Annotated in this window: 24 protein-coding genes and 8 pseudogenes; 9 read left to right on the top strand and 23 right to left on the bottom strand. The window is 38.1% G+C overall.

The window, feature by feature from the left end:
* On the top strand, positions 1–433 hold a 433-nt coding region (locus tag DXB15_RS15100; RefSeq protein ID WP_187119665.1), incomplete at its 5' end, for a transposase.
* A gap of 246 nt (positions 434–679) precedes the next feature.
* On the opposite strand, the pseudogene DXB15_RS15095 reads toward DXB15_RS15100, so the two are convergent.
* The 3 genes and pseudogenes from DXB15_RS15095 to DXB15_RS15085 form a co-directional block, all read right to left on the bottom strand.
* Positions 680–835: pseudogene (locus DXB15_RS15095) on the bottom strand (IS4 family transposase); the annotation flags it as partial.
* 155 nt (positions 836–990) lie between these two features.
* Entirely contained in the window at positions 991–1,323 is a 333-nt protein-coding gene (locus DXB15_RS15090) for a type II toxin-antitoxin system RelE/ParE family toxin (protein ID WP_118703403.1), read from the bottom strand.
* Entirely contained in the window at positions 1,320–1,628 is a 309-nt protein-coding gene (locus DXB15_RS15085) for a type II toxin-antitoxin system RelB/DinJ family antitoxin (protein ID WP_109215757.1), read from the bottom strand. The genes DXB15_RS15090 and DXB15_RS15085 overlap by 4 nt, the downstream gene beginning before the upstream one ends.
* Before the next feature lie 174 nt (positions 1,629–1,802).
* Between DXB15_RS15085 and DXB15_RS17630 the strand changes: the two are divergent.
* The 3 genes and pseudogenes from DXB15_RS17630 to DXB15_RS15075 all read left to right on the top strand — a co-directional run.
* Positions 1,803–1,895: pseudogene (locus DXB15_RS17630) on the top strand (Fic family protein); the annotation flags it as partial.
* A 278-nt stretch (positions 1,896–2,173) separates the two neighbouring features.
* Positions 2,174–2,458 carry a hypothetical protein gene (locus tag DXB15_RS15080; protein ID WP_118703402.1) on the top strand — a complete coding sequence of 95 codons (285 nt, stop codon included), beginning with the start codon at positions 2,174–2,176 and terminating at the stop codon, positions 2,456–2,458.
* A 17-nt stretch (positions 2,459–2,475) separates the two neighbouring features.
* Positions 2,476–3,291: pseudogene (locus tag DXB15_RS15075) on the top strand (phage major capsid protein); the annotation flags it as partial.
* Here the strand turns inward: DXB15_RS15075 and DXB15_RS17795 are convergent.
* Both DXB15_RS17795 and DXB15_RS17455 read right to left on the bottom strand, forming a co-directional pair.
* Positions 3,220–3,459: an Abi family protein gene (locus DXB15_RS17795; RefSeq protein ID WP_243115670.1), complete on the bottom strand. Its 240-nt coding sequence runs from the start codon at positions 3,457–3,459 to the stop codon at positions 3,220–3,222. The pseudogene DXB15_RS15075 and the gene DXB15_RS17795 sit on opposite strands and share 72 nt — an antisense overlap.
* 290 nt (positions 3,460–3,749) lie before the next feature.
* Positions 3,750–3,875 carry a hypothetical protein gene (locus tag DXB15_RS17455; RefSeq protein ID WP_256385925.1) on the bottom strand — a complete coding sequence of 42 codons (126 nt, stop codon included), beginning with the start codon at positions 3,873–3,875 and terminating at the stop codon, positions 3,750–3,752.
* 250 nt (positions 3,876–4,125) lie between these two features.
* On the opposite strand from DXB15_RS17455, the pseudogene DXB15_RS15065 reads away from it, so the two are divergent.
* Positions 4,126–5,316: pseudogene (locus tag DXB15_RS15065) on the top strand (Archaeal ATPase); the annotation flags it as partial.
* A 219-nt stretch (positions 5,317–5,535) separates the two neighbouring features.
* On the opposite strand, the gene DXB15_RS15060 reads toward DXB15_RS15065, so the two are convergent.
* From DXB15_RS15060 to DXB15_RS15040, 5 genes are all read right to left on the bottom strand, one after another.
* Positions 5,536–6,498: a carbohydrate kinase family protein gene (locus DXB15_RS15060; protein ID WP_118703400.1), complete on the bottom strand. Its 963-nt coding sequence runs from the start codon at positions 6,496–6,498 to the stop codon at positions 5,536–5,538.
* Entirely contained in the window at positions 6,482–7,846 is a 1,365-nt protein-coding gene (locus DXB15_RS15055) for an MFS transporter (RefSeq protein ID WP_118703399.1), read from the bottom strand. Before DXB15_RS15055 ends, DXB15_RS15060 begins: the two co-directional genes overlap by 17 nt.
* Before the next feature lie 18 nt (positions 7,847–7,864).
* Positions 7,865–8,257 (bottom strand): VOC family protein, encoded by a 393-nt coding sequence (locus tag DXB15_RS15050; protein ID WP_109215752.1) that lies wholly within the window; start codon positions 8,255–8,257, stop codon positions 7,865–7,867.
* 9 nt (positions 8,258–8,266) lie between these two features.
* Entirely contained in the window at positions 8,267–9,295 is a 1,029-nt protein-coding gene (locus DXB15_RS15045; RefSeq protein WP_109215751.1) for a zinc-dependent alcohol dehydrogenase, read from the bottom strand.
* A gap of 403 nt (positions 9,296–9,698) precedes the next feature.
* Complete coding sequence (locus DXB15_RS15040) at positions 9,699–10,778, bottom strand: ROK family transcriptional regulator (RefSeq protein WP_256385926.1); 1,080 nt, start codon at positions 10,776–10,778, stop codon at positions 9,699–9,701.
* A 384-nt stretch (positions 10,779–11,162) separates the two neighbouring features.
* Between DXB15_RS15040 and DXB15_RS17915 the strand changes: the two are divergent.
* The 3 genes and pseudogenes from DXB15_RS17915 to DXB15_RS15025 all read left to right on the top strand — a co-directional run.
* A pseudogene (locus tag DXB15_RS17915) lies at positions 11,163–11,534 on the top strand (MobA/MobL family protein); the annotation flags it as partial.
* A 215-nt stretch (positions 11,535–11,749) separates the two neighbouring features.
* Positions 11,750–12,463, top strand: a pseudogene (locus tag DXB15_RS15030) (IS3 family transposase); the annotation flags it as partial.
* 44 nt (positions 12,464–12,507) lie between these two features.
* Positions 12,508–12,999, top strand: a complete 492-nt coding sequence (locus DXB15_RS15025; RefSeq protein WP_118703397.1) for a hypothetical protein — start codon at positions 12,508–12,510, stop codon at positions 12,997–12,999.
* 66 nt (positions 13,000–13,065) lie between these two features.
* On the opposite strand, the gene DXB15_RS15020 is transcribed toward DXB15_RS15025, so the two are convergent.
* From DXB15_RS15020 to DXB15_RS14985, 9 genes and pseudogenes are all read right to left on the bottom strand, one after another.
* A complete protein-coding gene (locus DXB15_RS15020; protein WP_118703396.1) occupies positions 13,066–13,221 on the bottom strand; it encodes a rubredoxin in 156 nt (51 codons plus the stop codon).
* Between the two features lie 90 nt (positions 13,222–13,311).
* Complete coding sequence (locus DXB15_RS15015) at positions 13,312–13,686, bottom strand: desulfoferrodoxin family protein (protein WP_023920586.1); 375 nt, start codon at positions 13,684–13,686, stop codon at positions 13,312–13,314.
* A gap of 83 nt (positions 13,687–13,769) precedes the next feature.
* Positions 13,770–14,312 (bottom strand): rubrerythrin, encoded by a 543-nt coding sequence (gene rbr, locus DXB15_RS17785; protein ID WP_242834641.1) that lies wholly within the window; start codon positions 14,310–14,312, stop codon positions 13,770–13,772.
* An 18-nt stretch (positions 14,313–14,330) separates the two neighbouring features.
* A pseudogene (locus tag DXB15_RS17780) lies at positions 14,331–14,951 on the bottom strand (flavin reductase); the annotation flags it as partial.
* Positions 14,944–15,351: a Fur family transcriptional regulator gene (locus DXB15_RS15005; RefSeq protein ID WP_118703394.1), complete on the bottom strand. Its 408-nt coding sequence runs from the start codon at positions 15,349–15,351 to the stop codon at positions 14,944–14,946. The gene DXB15_RS15005 and the pseudogene DXB15_RS17780, both read right to left, overlap by 8 nt.
* A 130-nt stretch (positions 15,352–15,481) precedes the next feature.
* A complete protein-coding gene (gene yaaA / locus DXB15_RS15000) occupies positions 15,482–16,228 on the bottom strand; it encodes a peroxide stress protein YaaA (protein ID WP_118703393.1) in 747 nt (248 codons plus the stop codon).
* A complete protein-coding gene (gene bcp, locus DXB15_RS14995) occupies positions 16,228–16,683 on the bottom strand; it encodes a thioredoxin-dependent thiol peroxidase (protein ID WP_021737556.1) in 456 nt (151 codons plus the stop codon). Before bcp ends, yaaA begins: the two co-directional genes overlap by 1 nt.
* Positions 16,684–16,686: 3 nt before the next feature.
* On the bottom strand, positions 16,687–16,896 hold the full coding sequence (locus DXB15_RS17360) for a DUF6219 family protein (RefSeq protein ID WP_109215744.1): 210 nt from the start codon (positions 16,894–16,896) through the stop codon (positions 16,687–16,689).
* Positions 16,897–17,045: 149 nt separating this feature from the next.
* Positions 17,046–17,234 (bottom strand): hypothetical protein, encoded by a 189-nt coding sequence (locus DXB15_RS14985; protein WP_330427537.1) that lies wholly within the window; start codon positions 17,232–17,234, stop codon positions 17,046–17,048.
* 114 nt (positions 17,235–17,348) lie between these two features.
* On the opposite strand from DXB15_RS14985, the gene DXB15_RS14980 reads away from it, so the two are divergent.
* Positions 17,349–18,008: a Crp/Fnr family transcriptional regulator gene (locus tag DXB15_RS14980; RefSeq protein ID WP_243115665.1), complete on the top strand. Its 660-nt coding sequence runs from the start codon at positions 17,349–17,351 to the stop codon at positions 18,006–18,008.
* A gap of 121 nt (positions 18,009–18,129) precedes the next feature.
* On the opposite strand, the gene DXB15_RS14975 is transcribed toward DXB15_RS14980, so the two are convergent.
* The 4 genes and pseudogenes from DXB15_RS14975 to DXB15_RS14960 all read right to left on the bottom strand — a co-directional run.
* A complete protein-coding gene (locus DXB15_RS14975; protein ID WP_118703391.1) occupies positions 18,130–19,821 on the bottom strand; it encodes an FAD-dependent oxidoreductase in 1,692 nt (563 codons plus the stop codon).
* Position 19,822: 1 nt separating this feature from the next.
* The gene (locus DXB15_RS14970; RefSeq protein ID WP_021737561.1) at positions 19,823–20,143 is read right to left on the bottom strand and encodes a rhodanese-like domain-containing protein; all 321 of its coding nucleotides are present in this window, start codon (positions 20,141–20,143) and stop codon (positions 19,823–19,825) included.
* A 12-nt stretch (positions 20,144–20,155) separates the two neighbouring features.
* Positions 20,156–20,461 (bottom strand): thioredoxin, encoded by a 306-nt coding sequence (gene trxA / locus DXB15_RS14965; RefSeq protein ID WP_118703390.1) that lies wholly within the window; start codon positions 20,459–20,461, stop codon positions 20,156–20,158.
* Positions 20,462–20,553: 92 nt separating this feature from the next.
* Positions 20,554–20,969: pseudogene (locus DXB15_RS14960) on the bottom strand (hypothetical protein); the annotation flags it as partial.
* Between the last annotated feature and the right edge of the window lie 185 nt (positions 20,970–21,154).

Here is a 21,154-nt window from a genome sequence, read left to right as displayed (position 1 = left end):
ATTTATACAAAAGAGCGTAAATACCTCAAATAATGATGCAAAAGCCTTTGCAACAGACCTGAAAACAATCTATCAGGCTGCTGACGAGAAAAAGGCCCTGGCTGCTCTGGATCGGGTAACCGAAAAATGGACTCCGAAATACCCGAATTCCATGAAACGCTGGAAAGATAACTGGGATGCAATTTCTCCCATTTTTAAGTTCTCTGCGACGGTCAGAAAGGTAATCTACACGACCAATGCCATTGAATCACTGAATTCTTCTTTCCGTAAATTAAACCGTCAGAGAAGCGTATTCCCCAGCGATACAGCTCTTTTAAAGGCTTTATACCTTGCTACATTGGAAGCAACGAAAAAATGGACTACAACGATTCGGAACTGGGCACAGGTATATGGAGAATTAAGTATTATGTATGAGGGTCGCTTGCCCGAATAAGGAATTCAACGGCAGGTTAAGACAGGCGGATTTTTCGCCTGCTCTTGACCTGCAAATTTATAGCTGATATATATAAAGCAAGAGCGAACAGCTCACAAGATGAACAATTCGCTCTTACTTATCATAGAAGAATCTTATTTACAGACTTTTCTTCATAGTCTCGGAAAATCGGCTCTGCCCATTTGTAACTATTCACAAATCTTATATCAGTTTTTAACGTTTACACAAAACTTGAAACGGTCTCTTAAGGTAGCTTTTGCACACCTTGAAGAACACCTCTATGTCCCAACGTTTTCCGTAGACCCGGATGATTTCATTCTCATCCAGATTTACGTCCGTGGAAATAAGGCAGAGATATTCCTTGCGTTTGTTACGATTGCGAACATAAACTACTTTGGCAGTCTGTAATTTGGTGGTATCTCCGCCAATCTCGACAGTAATACCCATAATTCTGTTAGCCACGGCCGATACCTCCTTCCGTAAAAATGGGCATAAAAAAGCCCAGATCTCTCCAGGCATGAAAAAAGCACCAACCATTTCTGATTGATGCTTTCAAATTATTTTGTTTTTGTAAATCTGTTTAATTGCGTATCTACATCTCTTCCACCGTACATAACACGGATAATCGTAACCACTTGTGCATCATCATCCGGAATATATAGAACAAGATAATTGTCTACTGGCGCTACGCGTAGCCCTCGACTTTTCCATGGTTCCAATTCATATTGTCGATATCTCTTCGACATATGATCAAGATCCATAATACATGCTTCAAGCCTATCAAGCTGACCACTTGCATTTTCTGGTGCCTGCAGTTCAAAAGCAATGTATTCGAAGATTCCACGAAGGTCTATCTCGGCCTGATCTGAAATCTCGATATCATAAATCATAAACTGTAATCCTTGCGGATATCAGCAAAAACAGATTTTGCTGATCTAGTACGACCAGCCTGCATATCCGCATATCCTTTCTCTAGTTCTGCATTCATCTGTGCTTCTGATAATGCACTAACGTCTACAGGACGAGCGGATGGCATTTTCACTTCAAAAGGAAGTCCTCTTTGAAGAATAATTTGTTTGTAAAACATATTTATTGCATTGGATGCAGGAATTCCTAATGCTGCTAAGATTCCTTCTGCCTGCTCTTTTACATCAGGCTCTATGCGTGCGTATAAATTTGCTGATTTTGTTGCCATAGTAAACACTCCTTTCGAGTTTTTTCTAACTATATTATATCCATTTGTCCGGACAAAAGCAATACAAAATCAATATTTTACAAATTGTTCATACTCCAAAATCTACCAGTTGGTTAAAATTTGTCGAAGTCCTCCTGAGTCGCCACTTCCTTATATCCTTTATAATCATCGTTTAAGCCTTTATTATCTTCTGGTAAACTTGAAATGATGTTTCCAGACAAACCCAAAAGCAAAAACCAGAAATACACTACCGTTCATTCCAAATAACCCAGAAGCAGGGCATTGGGTCTCATCTCCCATTGTCCTGCTTCTTTTCATTCCAAATTATATTCACATGGAATGGATTAGACCTTGTAAAATATGAGGTCAGAAAAATCATTCCACAGAACCAATCAGATGCCGTGGTCATCATGCAAAGCCACATTCCATCTGACAAACACTGGTGCTTGGAATACCGTGGAAACGGACATTATTTCAGCACTTTCTCAGAACTGGAAACTTATTACAAACACAGATTCAAAAAAGATTTAATGGAGGATTTCACTATGAACAATTTTGTATTCCCTATCTACAAGAGCAATACAGTAAACGCCTACCGCAATACCTTCGGACAGTTTGATAAAGATTCATTAGAAAAGAAAGGGAACTTTGACTTCTGCTTACGAGAAGAAAAAGGCGGAAAATTCGTGTTGGAACGTATCACAGAAGGAAAAGTACCAAATGCCCATCGCATGACTGTCATCTGCCCGCACCACGACCAGCACAGAATGACTGCAATTGATAACCACACATTCATTTGCACTGAATGTGATCCAAGACTCTCACACTAATACAGGAGGAATTTCTTATGACAAGTACAATTTACAACCAAGCATTCCACGACATGATTCGTGGTAAGAAACGAATTGATCCAATCGCACTCAAGGAAGGATATGACGAAGGTTCTGACAGCTATATGATTCCTGTTGGATTCAACAAAGATTATACTACTGCTCTTGAAAAAGAAAACCTTTTCCGAAGATACGGTACAGTCGTAAAAGCACCAACTAGAGATGGATATATCCAGACAGTGGTATCTACTGCTGACGCAAAAATCACAGCAGAAAACATGGCATTCCCAGAAGACGGTGATACCTTCAATAAAATTTCATTCAGTTCCTATAAACTTGCTGTCCTTTCCAAACTGAACAGCACCTTCATCGCAGACATGAACTTCCCAGTAGAAGCATATCTCAACAATGAATTTGCCAGACGTTTCGGACGAGCAGAAGAAAACATTTTCATAAATGGAACTGGTGTTAATGAACCAACCGGATTATTACAGACTGCTGAAATCGGTAAATCTACCTCTGCTACAGATATCAGTTTTGATGACATCGTTGCATTATACCTTTCTGTAAAACCAGAATATCGTAAAAACTCCGTATGGATAATGAATGATGAGACCGCACTCGCTCTTCGTTCAGTAAAAGCCGCTGATGGTAATTATATCTGGAGAAATAGCGATGATACCATCTTTGGAAGACCAGTCATCAACACACCATATATGCCAAACATTGGAACCGAGGCAAAACCAATCGCATTCGGAGATTTATCCTACTACTGGATCATGGAACGCAGACCACTTTCTGTAAAAGTTCTCCGTGAAAGATATGCCATCGAAGGACTTGTAGGTTTCGCAGCACATGAACATCTTGACGGAAAACTCATTCGACCAGAACTCTCTAAGCTCTGCATCAAACTTATACAAACTGACTATTTCTTCAAAACTTGTTCCTGCTTTATATTTTTTTGTGTTTGATATTCTAAAAAGATGTTTATATCCTCCCATAAGAGGAAAATATCCTATTTGCCGTAACATCTCTTCCGCATATTCTCTGTCTTTTATTCTTATTCCCTTTTCATCACTGATCCAGGAAACCTGGTCACTAAAAGAAGAGAATTTTTTCGGTGTTTGCATATCATTTCTCCTTAAACCAAAAGAGGGAGAGACCCGCAGGCTCTCCCCCGCCTGTAGGCTTCGCAAGTTTCTACAGAACGATCACTGAGCTTAGTATACGTCATTTTAAATGTCCTGTCAATACGCCAAAACATTCTTAGCCATACCCGCTCAGAAGTATTCTATGCTGTTTTTTCTTCCTTATTCTGTTTTTCTTCCTCCAACTCCCGGAGGACTTCATCGCCGTACTTATCAATCATCCATACCAGAAAATCAATGCACCGCTCAAATTCAATATTCTGTTGCATAAGCTCCTCCCGTTATTGTTTTGATCTGAGCTTATTTTACAGAACCTACCGGAAAACCACATTGAATAGAAATTGATTGTAAATTGACACAATCAATTTAAAAATATCCGCATTTTCTTGAATCGAATATATGTTCGTGTTGTGATAGATATACTTAATCCTGACTACGAAAGGGGAATTTCTATTGAATCGATGCGATTTTTCTTCTATTAGCACTTGCTTAAAAAATCATATCAGCGAAAGTAATCAAATGAGTCAGCCTGATTTTTTATACGAATTATTTGAAGATTTTATGGATGATCCAACAAATCAGGATTTTTCAATGGATAACGGTCTGGTTTACCGCTGGATGACTGGTCAGGCTAAAATCAGTCCTAAAATATCCGCTTACTATTCCAAGCCATCCAATCAGGAAAAATTAGCCCATACCATCCACCAGAATCTTCTTCCACTGATGTCTGACTGTAATATGGCTATACAAGATATATATACCATGCTTGAGAAAAACCGTCATGTTTTTCTTTGCGGAATCGGAAAAAATGAACTTGCCAAAGCCTACGCAAAGCAGTACATAAAGCATTACACCAATATCATTTATGTAGAATATACCGGCAATCTTCATCAGGATATTACTGACATGGATTTTATTGACGATTTTCCGGAAAGCACTGAACAGGAACGGTTTCAAAGACATAACCGTTTTCTGCGTTCCCTGAAATCCGATACTCTGCTTATCATAGATAATTTTAATGTCACTGCGACACAGGACAGCTTTCTGTCAGTAGTATTAAAATATCGCTGCCAGATTTTGTTTACAACCAGAAGCAAACTGGATGAATACTGTACTCTGCCATTAAAAGAAATAGAGGATATGAGCGCTCTCTTCCAGCTGGCATCAGTATTTTATTCAGAGGCAGACACGTACCGGGCAACAGTTGAAAAAATCATCGAAACTGTTCACTCTCATACTTTTGCCGTGGAACTGGCAGCAAAACTTCTGGAAAATGGAATCTCAACTCCAGACCAGTTATTAACAAGACTTCAGGTGGAAAAAGCATCTTTCCATAACGAAGATAAAATTAAAATAATCAAAGATGGACAAAGCAGCAAAGCCACCTATTACAGTCATATCCATACGCTGTTTTCTTTATACACTTTATCTCTTGAACAGCAGGATATCATGTGTAATGTGTGCTTTCTTCCTTCCACCGGTATTTCTGCCCGTATATTTGCCAAATGGCTGGAACTGCCCACACTAAATGAAATCAACGATTTAATTGAGACTGGTTTCGTTCAGACAACAAAACGTCGCACTATCTCTCTGCATCCGATGATTCAGGAAATCACCCTTTCAGAGACAAAACCATCTGTAACTCGCTGCCACATATTACTGGATTCTTTACAGAAATTATCTTTAATGCATGGGATTGAAGTTGATTACAAGGATGATGACAAAGATAACCATAGTCTTACTGAAAAGTGGAAATCTCTGATACCAATGCTTACGGCATTATGTATGTGGAGAGAAGAACCCAGGGATAAAACTTATTCGTAATTTACATAAAAATGCAGGCAGAAGCAATCTTGAAAATTTTCCTGCTTATATCATTATTAAAAATAGGGAAATTTTTACAGCCCCGAGTTTGTTCATATACATTCATTATTTCTGCATAAATTCAAACACTGCCTCTTTCGTCGGAATCGCAGGGATTCCACCTCTCTTTTGCACACACAATCCAGCAACTGCATTTCCCAAAACAGCACACTTTTTGATTTCTTCCCATTCCATTTTTTCAACATTCTTATTCATAGAAAGGATACTGCATAATACACCTCCCCAGAATGAATCACCTGCACCAGTCGTATCGACTGCATGTACCTGAAATGCTTTGATGATTTCTTTTCTGCTTTTTGTTGCCATAAGAACGCCCTGTTCTCCCAAAGTAATGGCAACCAGCTTTGGTCCCATGGCAAGGAGTTGATCTGCAGCCTGCTCATAACTTTTCGCCTCTGTCAACAGAGTACTCTCTTCATCCGATACCTTCATGACATCTACCAGTTCTACAACAGATTTCATTTTTTTCACTGCACACTCTTTACTTTTCCACAGGGATGGACGGTAATTCGGGTCGTAGGAAATAAGTACACCCGCTTCTTTTGCAATTTTTACTGCTTCGATCGTTGCGCTTTCTGCCGGTTCGTCTGTCAGCGATAATGATCCAAAATGAAAAATTCTACATCCGGAAATTAACGTCTGATCCAGTTCTTCTTTTTTTAACTGTGTATCTGCACCCGGTTTTCTTGCAAAAGAAAAATTTCTTTCTCCATTTTCACCAATTTCCACAAATGCCAACGTTGTAAAATAACCCGGGTCTTCAACAATAGCATCCGTATTAATTCCTTCCTTTTGCAATGTTTTCTTTAAAAATTTACCATGCATATCGTTTCCAACTTTTCCAATAAAAGATGTGCGATACCCAAAGTGGCTTGCAACAGTTAGAAGATTTGCCGGAGCACCGCCGGGATTCTGTTCGAACAATTTTCTTCCATCCTGACTGTGTCCTGCTTCCGTAAAATCAATCAACAATTCTCCCAATGCCACGATATCAACTTTTTCTTCCATTTTTCAGTTCCTCCACAATCTCGTTATAACGTTTTTTATTTAACCGGTAGAAAAATAATACAACCGCAGTCACAATCCAAAATACACCTGGAATCGTCGTAAATGCATGTTTCATAATTGAAAGTACAATTACATTTTGTGTCTGATTTGCAATATAACCATATTTTCCAAGTAATCCTGCTAAAAGTGCAGTTCCAACTGCCATTCCGATTTTATTTCCAAGTGAAATAAACGCATACTGAAACCCGTCATTTCTAAGTCCTGTTTTCCACTCCCCATATTCCACACAGTCCGGAATAATTGCATAGATTGCGGTATTAAATCCAGAGAAAAAAAACTGTGTCAGACCAGATAATGCATAAAAAATAGCTGGTGATTCTTTGGCGTTGAAAAAAAACATAGACAACATAGAAATTCCTGTAAATAAAGCAAAGAGAGATGCTACTCTTCCTTTGTTATTCAACTTGCGGAATAATGGTTGAAAACAGGCTGCCCCGATGATAGAAGGAATAATGATGCACATCGAATAAGTTGTGTAGTAGGAGACATTCCCTTCCACATATGTAAAATAATACAGAATATCTGCGTTTCTACCATATAATGTAAATCCAAATAATATCTGTCCTGCCAATGCAAGAAGATATGGTCTGTTCTGCATGACTGCTTTCAACTGTACCTTTACAGAAATTTTTTCTTTTTCCGGAGTAATCACTGCCTCTTTCGTCTTCGCAAAGCAGAAGAAATGACAGGCTGCAAAAACACATCCGTATATGACCGCAACCGTCAGATATCCTGTCTTTGCACTGTGGCTGCCGAATTTGCTGAGCAGTGGAACTGTGATAATATTTAACACACCAATTGCAATCATCGCCGCAACCGAACGGGATGTATTTATTTTTGCACGTTCATCAATATCCTGGGTCATAGCACCACACAAGGTTCCATATGGAATATTCACACAGGTATACCCCAAAACCAGCAAACAATATGTAATTACCATATAAATGATTTTTCCATTCTGCGGCCAGTCAGGTCTTGCCCAGAATGTCATGACAAGAAGAATCGCTGTAATTGGTGCCGCTACTAACAACCATGGACGGTACCGTCCCCATCTCGATTTTGTTTTATCCGTAAGTCCCCCGACGATTGGGTCATTGATTGCATCCCAGAATCTTGAAAAAAGCATAAGTGCTGACACAGCCGCCATACTGATTCCAAACACGTCTGTATAGAATATCATCAGAAAATTACTGACGAACATCCAGCTGAAATTACATCCAACATCACCAAACCCATATGCAATCTTACTGATCAGCGGTACTTTTCCATTTTTGTTTTCGCTTCCCATATGTCCCTCCTGTTTTTATCAGAGTTTCTGACAGAACTCTATTCTTTCCTCATTTGGTCCTTTAATCATAAAAAACTTCACACCATTTTCCCAAAATGGCAGTTCTTCGATTCCGTCTGTAATAACTGTGTATTTTTCATTGCAGATTTTCTGATACATGCTTTCAATGTCTTCCACATCAAGTGCAACATGCTGGTATGCACCGTCTGACATTGCCGCCTGCCCATTTTCAAAAGTTTCTATACAGTAATTTTTTATCTGTAAAAATGCCACTTTTTCCCCTGCTTTTTCGTTATAAGACTGCATAATTACTTCAAATCCAAGACTCTTATAAAACTCAACTGTTTTCTGTAAATCGTTTGTCGGAAGCCCGACATGGGCAACTCCGACAATTCCATATTTATTTTCCATATACGCTCCTTACTTTTCACTGACGTTGATAATTACTTTCATCGTTGTCTCACGGTTATCATCAATATACTGGTATGCCTTCAGATAATCTTTAAAAGCAAATGTCTTTGAAATGAGCGGTTTCAAATGAACTTTGCCATCATTCACCAGTCTGATTCCATCTATGTAATCATCATGGCGGTACATCATCGTGCTCTTAATGTCAAGTTCGTGGTCATTTGCCACTGCAAGATCTACTTCTGCCATTCCTGCAAAAACAGCCACCAGTACGATCGTGCTTCCTTTTCTTGCATATTTAATTGCCTGTCCCATTGTGATATTGTTTCCGGCACAGTCGTAGATTACATCCGCCTTATCCGGTCCAAATGCTTCGATCATTGCCTCACCGAAGTCTTTATTTTTGGTATTCACACACACATCAATACCACATTCTTTTGCCTTTTCCAGTCTAAGATCACTGATATCTGTGATCATCACTTTCGCTGCCCCCATTCCTTTTGCTGCCTGTGCCACGAGATTTCCGATTGGTCCTGCGCCAAGGACTGCAATATTCATGCCAGCCACATCGCCCATCTGTTTTACACCATGAACTGCCACCGCAAGAGGTTCGATCATAGCTCCTTCTTCATAGGACATATCTTCTGGAATCGGTGTTACTTTCGATGCATCCACTGCAAAATACTCAGATGCTGTTCCTGTCGTCTGAAATCCCATTACTTTTAATTCCTCACAAAGATTATACTTTCCATGACGGCATGGATAGCAGTGTCCACAATATACCTGCGGCTCTATCGTCACCTTCTGTCCAACATGAAACTCTGTGACATTTTTTCCAAGTTCTGTGATCTCACCTGAAACCTCATGTCCCTGTGTTACCGGATATTTTGTAAACGGATGTTTTCCATGATAAACATGAATATCTGATCCACAGACACCAATATTCATAATCTTTACCAACACCTGGTTTTCCTTCACCTCCGGAACCGGAACCTCTCTGAAAATAATTTCTCCTGGATTTGTCATTACCTGCTGTAACATAATTATTTCCTCCTTATTTATATTGTTTTATTTTATGTTTTATAAAATGTTTTATTAAAGTAATTACATTATTGCCCTGTAAACATGATTTGTCAATATATTTTTTCATAATTTTATATATTTCATAATTTCAAAATACATTTTTTGTGTATTTTTCACAATCAACACGCAAAAACGGAAAGGAAACAGTAGTTACTGTTTTCTTTCCGTTTTTTACTATAATATCTTTTTCTAATTTTACACAACTTCTCGTTTTTCACACATATAAAGCAGACATCTGCATTCGCTTTGCGACCTGTCAGTGGGAGCTTTTAACTCCCACTGACATAAGCATCCCCCTTACCCACCGCTTAGTGCTCTACGCACTCGAAGCGGAGGAATGCTTATTCTGCGTTCAAAAAATTTACAATTCTACCATATGTTTTGTAAAAAAGTATTTCGCGGCTCCAACAGCCGACGCTTCTTTCTTATACAAACAATTTTTCAAGTATGAAACATCATGCTCAAAGCCATTATATGCCATCACTTTTTCTCCCAGTGGTATCATATAATCTGACAATACCCCTCCCACATCACCTCCTAGTATGATATCCATATCATATGCCATCCGCAGATTTGATATCAAAACAGCAAGATGATCCAGATACTCATTCCATGTCTGCAAATTTTTTTCATCACCACTTTCAATTTTTTTCATAAATGCATCCAGTGACTGCCTGTTATCTTGTGTCAGTACACTTGCAGCACAATATGCATCCGCACATCCTGATTTACCACAATAACACTTTCTTCCACCGGGAACGAGTATCATGTGACCAAACTCCCCTGCTTTCTGGTTCTGCCCTCGAAACAGCTTTCCATCTATACAGAATGCGCCTCCTAAGGTATGGTTCAAAGACAGATATATCGCATTTGGATACTTTTGCTTTTTTTCTGCAAGCATTGCAGCATTAGCATCATTTTCAAAATATACTGGAATTTCCAGAGCCTGCTCTAAAAAGCGTAGACTATAATTCTCTATACCTAAAGCATGGGATTTTAAAACGATCCGTTCTTTCTGATCAATAATTCCCGGAATCGCCACTCCAATCCCAAGTAGTGTATCCTCCGCTAATTCGCCTTCAAGAAAAGTTTTGACTTTTTGTGCCACCTCTGTACAATAGGATAATTCTGCCGTAAATTTTAAACGGATGCGATCTTTTTTTATAATCTCATCTCCAAGATTTACTAATACCATTTCTATATGATTCGCTGTAATCAAAATTCCCATTGCATGACAGTACGACTTATTAATCCCTATACTTTTTGCCTTCCGTCCACCGGTCGAAGCATATTCCCCAGTTTCTTCCAACACCATTTTTTCTAACAAGTCATTCACATTTGCTAATACAGTCGGCATACTCAAGTTTAACTCTTTTGCGATTTCTGCCTTGGATGTGACATGATTGTTCAGCACATAATTAATTATTTTTTTTCTTGTTATATTTCTTTTATCTTTATTTTCCGTTTTCTTATCCTCTTTTATTAAATATTTTACAAAAGAATTATATGCTTTTTTATTCTTCTTGTAAAGTAATGTTTTATAATAAAAATTTGCTGCATTTAAAAATGCTACTTTTAAGAATCAAATTTGCCGGATACCCAATCACTATATTTTTCATTCACGTTATCTCCTCATAATTACTGTGGTAATTCTTTGCCAAAATGGAAATTCAATTTTACAACTTTCCAAACATTCACTCAATTCCAGCTCAATTTCCCCTCAATGCCTTTTTCCTCCGATTTTCGTATGCTTATCTCACAGCAAAGCAGTACCACACCGGTATGACCTGCTGAATCAATCAATACGAAAACGGAGGTATTTTTTATGTGAGAACTCAGAAACACAAAAATCATTGCTGTAGATTATGGCTACGGCAATATGAAAACAGCAAACACCGTCACGCCAACCGGAATCAAAGCCTATGAAACAGAACCAATCTTCACCGGAAATATTCTGGAATATAACGGCATTTACTACCGGATCGGCGAAGGACACAAAGAATTCAAAGTCGTCAGCCGTGGTTCCGGTCGGTCTGCTGTTGCTGCTTCCGCTTATATGAGCTGTAGCCGCATGTACAATGATTACGATGGCATTCAGCATGACTATACCAGAAAGCAGGGTCTGATCTATCAGGAAGTAATGCTTCCTCCAATGGCTCCATCCAAATGGATTGACCGGGAACAACTCTACACCGCATCATAATAAAAATCCCATTTATCGATATCAAACAAATGCTTGTGAATACTCTTTTTTGTCTTGATAATGCTATATCCTAGTTTTCCATAAACAGGCTTTGTGGAATTACTTCTCATTGAATTGTAAATTTCATCAACAAAATAGTTGTAAACCTTTGGGCACTTTCTCGCCAAATAAAACTGTCTGAAATTAATCGTATATAAATGAGGCTCATTGAATTATTTACAGAGAATAAAGGTCGATATGGTTACAGACGAATTCACGCCCTACTTAAGCGTGAAAATATAATTGTCTCAGAAAAAGTTATTCGTAGGATTATGAAATAAGAACAACTTGTAGTAAAAATCAAACGAACTCGTAAATATAATTCCTATCAAGGTGAAATATCTCCAGCAGTAGATAATCTAATTAACAGAAATTTTTCTGCATTTAAACCTAACGAAAAGTGGTTAACAGATATAACCGAGTTTGCAATTCCGGCAGGAAAGGTTTACTTATCGCCTATAGTAGATTGTTTTGATGGCTTACTTGTCAATTGGAATATAAGCACTTCTCCAGATGCATTACTTGTCAATTCTATGCTTGACGATGCAGCTAAATTACTATCTGTAGGAGAAAAACCAATCATACATTCAGACAGAGGCGTACACTACCGCTGGCCAGGCTGGATTGACAGGATGGAGAAAAATGGTTTCATACGATCAATGTCAAAGAAAGGCTGTTCACCTGATAATTCTGCCTGTGAGGGCGTATTTGGAAGAATTAAAAATGAGATGTTCTATAATGCAGATTGGTCTGGGGTAAACATCTCAGAATTTATTGGTATTTTAAATGATTATCTTTATTGGTATAATGAAAAAAGAATAAAAAAATCATTAGGATATTTGAGTCCTATAGAGTACAGACATAGACTTGGATTGGTCACTTAGATAGTCCAAGAAAATGTCCGCACCCTCCCGTCAATTTAAAACAGATGGCAAATACGATCATCTATCTGCAAAAGCATGACATAGATAACAAAACTTCCCTTGAATCAGCTTATGCTGCTTCCTACATGCAACAACAAAAAGCACAGGATCAGGTCACGAATCTATCCTTACAACTAAAAGATTTGAACCAGCAAATTCATTATACCGGACAGTATCTGAGCAATAAAAAGACATATACGGCATTTTTTAATTCCAAAAACAAAGGACTTTATCGAAAAAATCATGCCTCAGAAATTCAGGCATATGAGACCGCCAGAGATTGGTTAAAACAGAATTTATCAGAGGAAACCATACCTTCCCTTAAGAAATTATATGAAAAAAAATCCAGTCTACAACTCTCTCTGAATGCCTTTAAATATGTTCTCTCCGATTGTAAAAGCCAGGTACATGAACTGGATGTTGTCCGACAAAATGTAGATTCTATTCTAAATCATCAGACGCCAGAATATTTCAAAACATCTGAACAAGTTTTATAATCAACTAAGGCAGAAAGCCAATGGCTCTCTGCCTGCATGATATTATTCAGCTATTAACTCTATCCCTTATGCTTCTGAGAACTGGTCTTTTCCTACAAAGCATAACGGGCATTCAAAATCTTCCGGAACATCCTCCCACTTTGTACCAGGTGCAATACCACCTTCTGGATAGCCATTCTCCTCATCGTATTCCCATCCGCAAACATCACATACGTATTTCATTCATTGTTCCTCCTTGTAAATATATTAATACACAGCCTATATTACTGTTATATTTGTGTTGTTCTGTAACCTTAATATGTATAAATGCTTTTAGCATTTCCATAATCCATGCAGGTTACAATATGCATATACTTCTTCTACCTGTTCACCATCGCAAAGACAAAAATCTGCTACCGGCTCCTGCCCTGGATTTAACTGTTTTCTGTATATTCCCTGGTTTGTATTTAATGTAATCCACTCAATGAAATGCTCTTCAAGCATTGGATGTTTTGTCTCTCCGACCACTACATGAACATGACTGCCTTCTATCGTATATACAGGTACATGCTTCTCGACAGCAGCATCTGTCACTCCGGCTTTTAATTCCTGCATAGGTTCTCCGCAACAAATTACAGGTACACCCTTATCTTTTACCTTTTCAACAATGTTTCCACAATGCTTACAAATATAATACCTTACTTCCATGCCTTTTTCTCCTTCCATGTGTAAAATTTATAATTCAATTTTTTTGAATTAATCACTTTCTTCTTTGTAATAATCTCATCTACTTAATAATTCTCTTCATGTACTTCAAAATAGCTCTGTGGATGATTACATACCGGACATACTTCAGGCGCCTTAGTTCCTACCACAATATGTCCACAGTTACGGCATTCCCATACCTTAACTTCACTCTTTTCAAATACCTGTGCAGTTTCAATATTCTTAAGAAGTGCTCGATATCTTTCCTCATGGTGCTTCTCAATCTCACCTACTGCCCTGAATTTTGCTGCAAGCTCAGGGAATCCTTCTTCCTCAGCTGTTTTAGCAAAGCCATCATACATATCTGTCCACTCATAATTTTCGCCTTCTGCCGCTGCCGCCAGGTTTTCCTTTGTATCACCAATTCCTGCTAATTCCTTGAACCACATCTTTGCATGTTCTTTCTCATTATCTGCAGTCTTTAAAAACAATGCTGACATCTGCTCGTAACCTTCCTTTTTCGCTACAGAAGCAAAATAGGTATACTTATTTCTTGCCTGTGATTCCCCTGCAAATGCCTCCTGTAAATTCTTCTCTGTCTGTGTTCCTGCATATTTGTTTGCTGCCATCTCTTTTACCTTCGTTTTCTTTACTACTTTTTCAAAATCTGATGCCGGGTGCTTGCACAAAGGACATATAAAGTCATCTGGTAATTCCTCGCCTACATATTCATATCCGCAAATTCTGCAACGCCATATTGTCTGACTGTCCTCTGTTTTTACAACCTCCTGTGGCTTAGGCTTAATATTATTCTGATAATAATCATATGTTACTGAAGGAACATTGCTTAAAACTTCCATATCGGTTATCTCACCGATAAACATCGTATGTGAACCCAAGTCCTCTGTTTTAGTAACTGTCACAGAAATATATGCATTTGTACCTTCTGTAATATAATAAATACCATTTGTGCCCCTGGCACACTGCTCAAATGCTTCAAACTTATTGGTATCTCTTCCTGATTGGAAGCCAAAATGTTTGAACAATTCAAATTGTGCCTTCTGACTTAAGACTGATACAGTAAATTTTCCGGTTCTTTGAATCATATCATGCGTATAATTTGCCTTATTTACACAGATACTTAACTGGTTTGGTTCCGAAGCTGCCTGAATGGCTGTATTAATGATGCATCCGTTATCTTTTTCTGCTTCTTTAGCGGTCAATATAAACAGTCCATAACTCAACTTATACATTGCTTTTCTATCCATGCTGTTCCTCCTTTACCTTCTCCCTGCATTTCGGGCAAATGCCTTTAAATGAAATATCATAATCCACAAATTCAATTCCATGAGTGTTATGAATTCTTTCCAGCAAATCCGGTATTTGATCCATATCCACATCAAAAACTTCACCGCACTTTATACATCTTACATGGTAATGATTTTTCAATGTAAAATCAAATCGGTTCGGCCCATCCGGAACTTCAACCTTTCTTAATGCACCTTCCTCTACCAATATACCAAGATTTCTATATACAGTTCCTTTTCCAATTGTTGGATATGCTTCTTTTATAAATTCATACACTTCATTTGCCGTAACGTGTCTTCTCATTTCGTATACGGTATTTCTTACAAGATCTTTTTGAATTGTATTTCTCCTACTTGTCATTAGTCCTCCTTATTAGGATTGGTTCTTAATAAGGATTATATACCACTATCATCCTGTTGTCAATAAAAATAGTAATAATTCTCATTATTATAAAAACCGCCAAACTGAGCATCTTTTACCTGAATAACTATTATATTTTGCGTTCAAATACATATTCTGAATCTGAAGATAAATCAGACCTAAACGAATATCCGAGTCTGTCAAATTTCTGAATCTCCACCGGGTTTTCAATATTATTTTCCGCTATGAATCTGACCATTTCACCACGAGCCATCTTGGCATAGGTACCTTTTGTTACCAATTTATCTCCGGATAACTCACAAAATACAATCGTAATATATCTGTCCTGTGGTTTCAGATACTTTTCTATACATTTTGAGTATTCTTTTGATGCAAGATTAATGATAATCCTACTGTCATCGATTACTGAGCGGTATAACAATTCTCCCCAGTACTCATACAGATTTTTTGCATCTCCAATTCCAACCTTTGCCTGCATTTCAAGACGATAAGGAGTCACACCATCCATTGGTTTTAAAATGCCATAAAACGCAGACAAGATTCTTAAATGATTTTGCAAATACTCAAACTGCTGGATTTCAAACACAGATGGTGCCATATATTGAAATGCAATCCCTTCATATGCTAAAACAGCCGGAGTAAGCCTGTTATAAAGATCCATATTTTCCAATCTGTTAAAGTTCTGCTCTGCAATCTTGTCATTACATTTCCAGATAGCTTTCAGTTCTTCTTTTGATTTGCTTTTCATCCAGTTTAATACTTCTGCTGTCTTATCAATATAGACAGGCAGTTCAACCGGTGCTAAGTTATCGGTATCTACAATCATCTTTTTTGCAGGTGATAAAATAATCTTCATTATGCCAATTCCTTAAGCATATTTTCAGGATCATCTGCCGCCTTGACTTTATCATTTGCCTTTATAATGATTCCCTGCTCATCAATAAGATATGTAGTTCTTACTACACCCATAGATACTTTTCCATAATTTTTCTTTTCTTTCCAGACATCATATGCTTCAATAACTTTACGCTCCGGATCTGCTAATAGCGTAAATGCCAGTCCGTATTTTTCTTCAAATCTCTTGTGAGACGCTACAGAGTCCTTGCTTACTCCAAGAATAACAGCTCCCTTCTCAGTAAACTGTGGATAACGCTCAGAAAAGCCACATGCCTGCTTCGTACATCCTGGTGTATTATCCTTTGGATAAAAATATAAGATCACTTTTTTTCCTGCATAATCGCTTAATTTATGCATTTCTCCATTCTGATCCGGCAATTCAAAGTCTGGCGCTTTTTTTCCTAACTCTAACATTTACTATTCCTCCGCATTTGTATTTTCCACCTGTTTTCTTGTTCTTTTATTACCTGAAATCATTTTATGTCCCGTATACATAGACATGATCATACATATAAGAGTGCTACACGCAAAATACCTATGACCTGATTTGGATCCTTTATATCCAGTATAAAAAGTTCCAATCATAGTAATTAACGCTCCGATTGACCAATACTTATGTGCTTTCATTTTATACCTCCAAATTGATTAAGCTGTTTCCAAAATAAATATCTCTGGATCATTAACAATATTATACATTCTATCCATCACTTTCGACAAGCAGAGAAAGAAAAATAATCAATCCAAATACAAAAGGATGTATCACGATAATTCTTGCATTACCTTGACGCATCCTTTCCACACAAATGATTACAGTAAAATTTATTTCCACCGAATACTGCTATTCCTAACGGCAACTGGAAATCAATCATCCCAAACCAGGCGAACAAAATATTAAAAAAACCAAGAGCAAAATAAATGATCGCCCATATCCATAAATAATCATACCATTGTTTCTTTTTCTTCACACCGCTACCCTCTCTTTCATTTCAATACAGTTTTCATTTATGATATATGTCAATTATTCGATTGACGCATCTTAAAAAAGCAAGTATACTATGTTCGCAAAGGAGATAACAGTTATGAGCTTCGAAAATTATTTTCCACTATGGAATAACTTAAATACAGCACATAAAAAACTAATTTCAGATAATTTGATCACACAGCATGTGAAAAAAGGAACAATCATTCACAACGGGAACATGGATTGTACCGGATTATTACTGGTTAAATCCGGGCAGCTTCGAACTTATATATTATCAGATGAAGGACGGGAGATTACACTTTACCGTCTGTTCAATATGGATATGTGTCTTTTATCCGCCTCATGTATCATACGGTCCATTCAATTTGAAGTAACCATTGAGGCAGAAAAAGATACTGATCTTTGGATCATCCCTGCTGAAATCTATAAGGGCATCATGAAGGATTCTGCTCCTGTCGCAAACTATACCAATGAATTAATGGCTACCCGTTTTTCTGATGTCATGTGGCTGATTGAACAAATCATGTGGAAGAGTTTGGATAAGCGTGTTGCTTCATTTCTTTTAGAAGAGACCTCTATCGAAGAAACAAATGAATTGAAAATCACTCACGAAACTATCGCCAACCATCTTGGTTCCCACAGGGAAGTTATCACTCGAATGCTTCGATACTTTCAAGGCGAGGGGCTCGTCAAACTCTCCCGCGGCAAAATCACAATCCTTGATTCAAAAAGACTGGAAACACTCCAAAGGTCATAAAACTGTTTTTCTGTAACATATAAAGAAGAATCCTCCATTTATCAGAATTATGAAAGTCATTCTAATAAATGGAGGATCTTTTTATGCTATAAGAAAATTATAAAAATATCGTGATTATTTTTTAATAATCCATACCACATGCATATGCCCTTTCAATCCGCGCACGGTCATTGACCACTGCATCATAGAAGCGAAATCCGCCAGAGAAATTATACGTTTCATAACCGTTTCCTTCCAGAATACAGCTCGCAATATAACTGCGCAGACCACTCTGGCATATCAGATACACAGGCTTTCCTTTCTCAATTTCACTAATTCGTTCTCTCAGTTCATCTACAGGTATGTTTTTGAATCCATCAATATGCCCCCTGCTGAATTCACCTACAGTTCTCACATCTAGCAACACCACATCTTTATCTTTAGAAATCTTGTCCATATCTTCCAAATGCCATTGCTTTAATGTCCCTTTTGCAATATTGTCTATCATAAATCCAGCCATGTTTACCGGATCCTTGGCAGAAGAATAAGGTGGTGCATATGCCAGATCCAGATCTTTCAACTGGGTTGCATTCAGCCCCGCATGAATTGCTGTTGCCAGCACATCAATACGTTTATCAACTCCTTCATATCCAATAATCTGAGCGCCAAGCAAACGATAGCTCTCTTTTTCAAAAACAACCTTCATGGTCATCACTTTTCCACCAGGATAGTAACCGGCATGACTCATAGGAGAAAGAATTACTGTATCTACCTCTAATCCTGACTTTTTGGCATTGGTTTCATTGATACCTGTAGTGGCTACTGTCATATCAAACACTTTTATAACGGAGCTTCCCTGACTGCCCAGGTAACGACTATCACCGCCACAAATATTATCAGCGATGATTCTGCCCTGTTTATTGGCTGGTCCTGCCAAAGAAATCAGCGCATCATTACCCGTAACATAATGTTTTACCTGAACTGCATCACCTGCAGCATAAATATCCGGTACAGAGGTTTCCATTCTGTCATTCACTACAATACTTTCCTTGATGCCAAGTTCCAGACCGGCTTCTTTTGCTAATACTGTGTCTGGTGTGACTCCGATTGCCAGAACTACCATATCAGCCTGAAGGTATGGATTATCTTTCAACAAAACCTCCACTCCGTTGTCTTTTCCTTTAAATCCTTCTACTGTATAGCCCAGTACCAGTTTTATCCCATGCTTTCTCATTTCATTATGAATCATGGATGCCATATCCGGGTCAAAAGGGTTCATCAGCTGCTTAGACCGCTGGACAATCGTAACATCCATGCCAAGCTCCCTCAAATTTTCTGCCAGTTCCAGACCAATAAAACCGCCACCTGCCAATACAGCCGATTTTGGATGGTTCTTATTTATATATTCCTTTATCCGAAAAGTGTCTTCTACAGTACGAAGTGTAAAAAGTTTATCAATACCTACTCCGGGAAATTTCGGCTGTGTTGGCTTTGCACCTGGAGAAAGAATCAACTTATCATAGTTTTCTTCAAATATCTCATCATTCTCCAAATTTTTCACTGAAACAATTTTACGATCCGGATGTATGGAGATAACTTCATGATGAATTTTCATGTTAATACGAAAGCGTTTAAAAAAACTCTCTGGTGTCTGTAGTGTAAGTTCTTCCGGGTCTGTGATCACGTCTCCAATATAATATGGAAGCCCACAATTCGCATAGGATATGTATCCGGATCTTTCAAACACAGTAATTTCTGCATGTTCATCCAGTCTGCGTATTCTTGCTGCGGCTGTAGCTCCTCCTGCTACACCTCCTACGATTATTACCTTCATCTTATTTTTCCACCTTTCCTGAGTAAGCTGCAATGCCACCGATATTATTTACTTTAGAATATCCCATTCGTTGCAACATCCCAGTTGCCTGACGGCTCCGAGAACCGGAATAACAGTATACAAACAGAGGGATATCCTTATTCTTCGCTACAGAAACAATATTGTCTAGTTGCTGCAACGGCACATTTTTACTTTCTGGTATATGTCCTTCCTGATATTCCTGCGGAGTACGGACATCCAGAAGAACTGCACCAGCAGTCCTTTTATATTCTTCTATGCCTTGATTAATATTCGACTGTTTAAAGAAATCAAAAAATCCCATTAGCACACCTCCCTAAAGCATTTCTAAAATCGCATTCTTAGGTCTCGCCCCTGAAACCTGCTGTACAATCTTCCCATCCTTCATAACCACTAAAGTCGGAATGCTCATAATACTGAACTTATTTGCCAGTTCAGGCTCTTCATCTACATTAATCTTTCCAACTTTAATATCCCCACGCTCACCTGCAATCTCCTCTACAATAGGTGCTACCATACGGCAAGGCGCACACCAAGATGCCCAAAAATCTAAAAGAACGGTTTTATCGGAATTCAGTACTTCGTTCTGAAAATTATTTTTATTGATATTAATAGCAGACATTTTACAGTCCTCCTTATCTTTTTCTTTTTGTAGCTTTATTTTAGTCTTTATTTCATTTGTTTTCCGTGATTACATCACCATACCACATTAAATTAACTTCTTGCCATACCATCTACACTTAATATAACAGTCATTGCTATCGTAAATGTCATTTCACACAGATATATAAGTGTCTGTGCCCAGTCAGCATAATTTCCTGTAAATGCCGGAAGTCCTGCATTGATAAATGCATTACATACCACAATCGCAAGTGCCATCGTTACTGCCTCAAACACACATGACAGGAAATATTTGCAGTAGGTAGCCATTGTATGGCTGACCATTCTGTTTCCTGCCATCGTGGAACAGGCAATCGCACCGAGCGGCACAATAATCAGAATCTTTAAGAACCTGAAATACAATACACTGTGTAGATGATAAAGAATCCACAGATAATAATGATGATTGCAAGCAAAGCTGTAAGTATCAGCATTACTAAACTTTCACCAAATCCAATGCCTGTTGTAATGATTAAATCGGGCTTTTCCCGATGTGTTTAGCTGTTACCACCTCCTTTCAAGGCGCAAAAAAAGCACCTTAACCTTATTGGCTAAAGTGCTTGTATTAGTTTGATATTAAATTGTTGTGAGTCAGCCAGTCGAGTAGACTAAGACCTCTCAATCTTAGCCCCTCACAGATCCGTACGTGCGGCTT

It is taken from the genome of Roseburia sp. OM02-15, assembly GCF_003481835.1.
Taxonomy (GTDB): domain Bacteria; phylum Bacillota; class Clostridia; order Lachnospirales; family Lachnospiraceae; genus Eubacterium_I; species Eubacterium_I ramulus_A.
The sequence above is the reverse complement of the archived record's forward strand: the minus strand, read 5'-3'. Positions and strand labels throughout refer to the sequence as shown.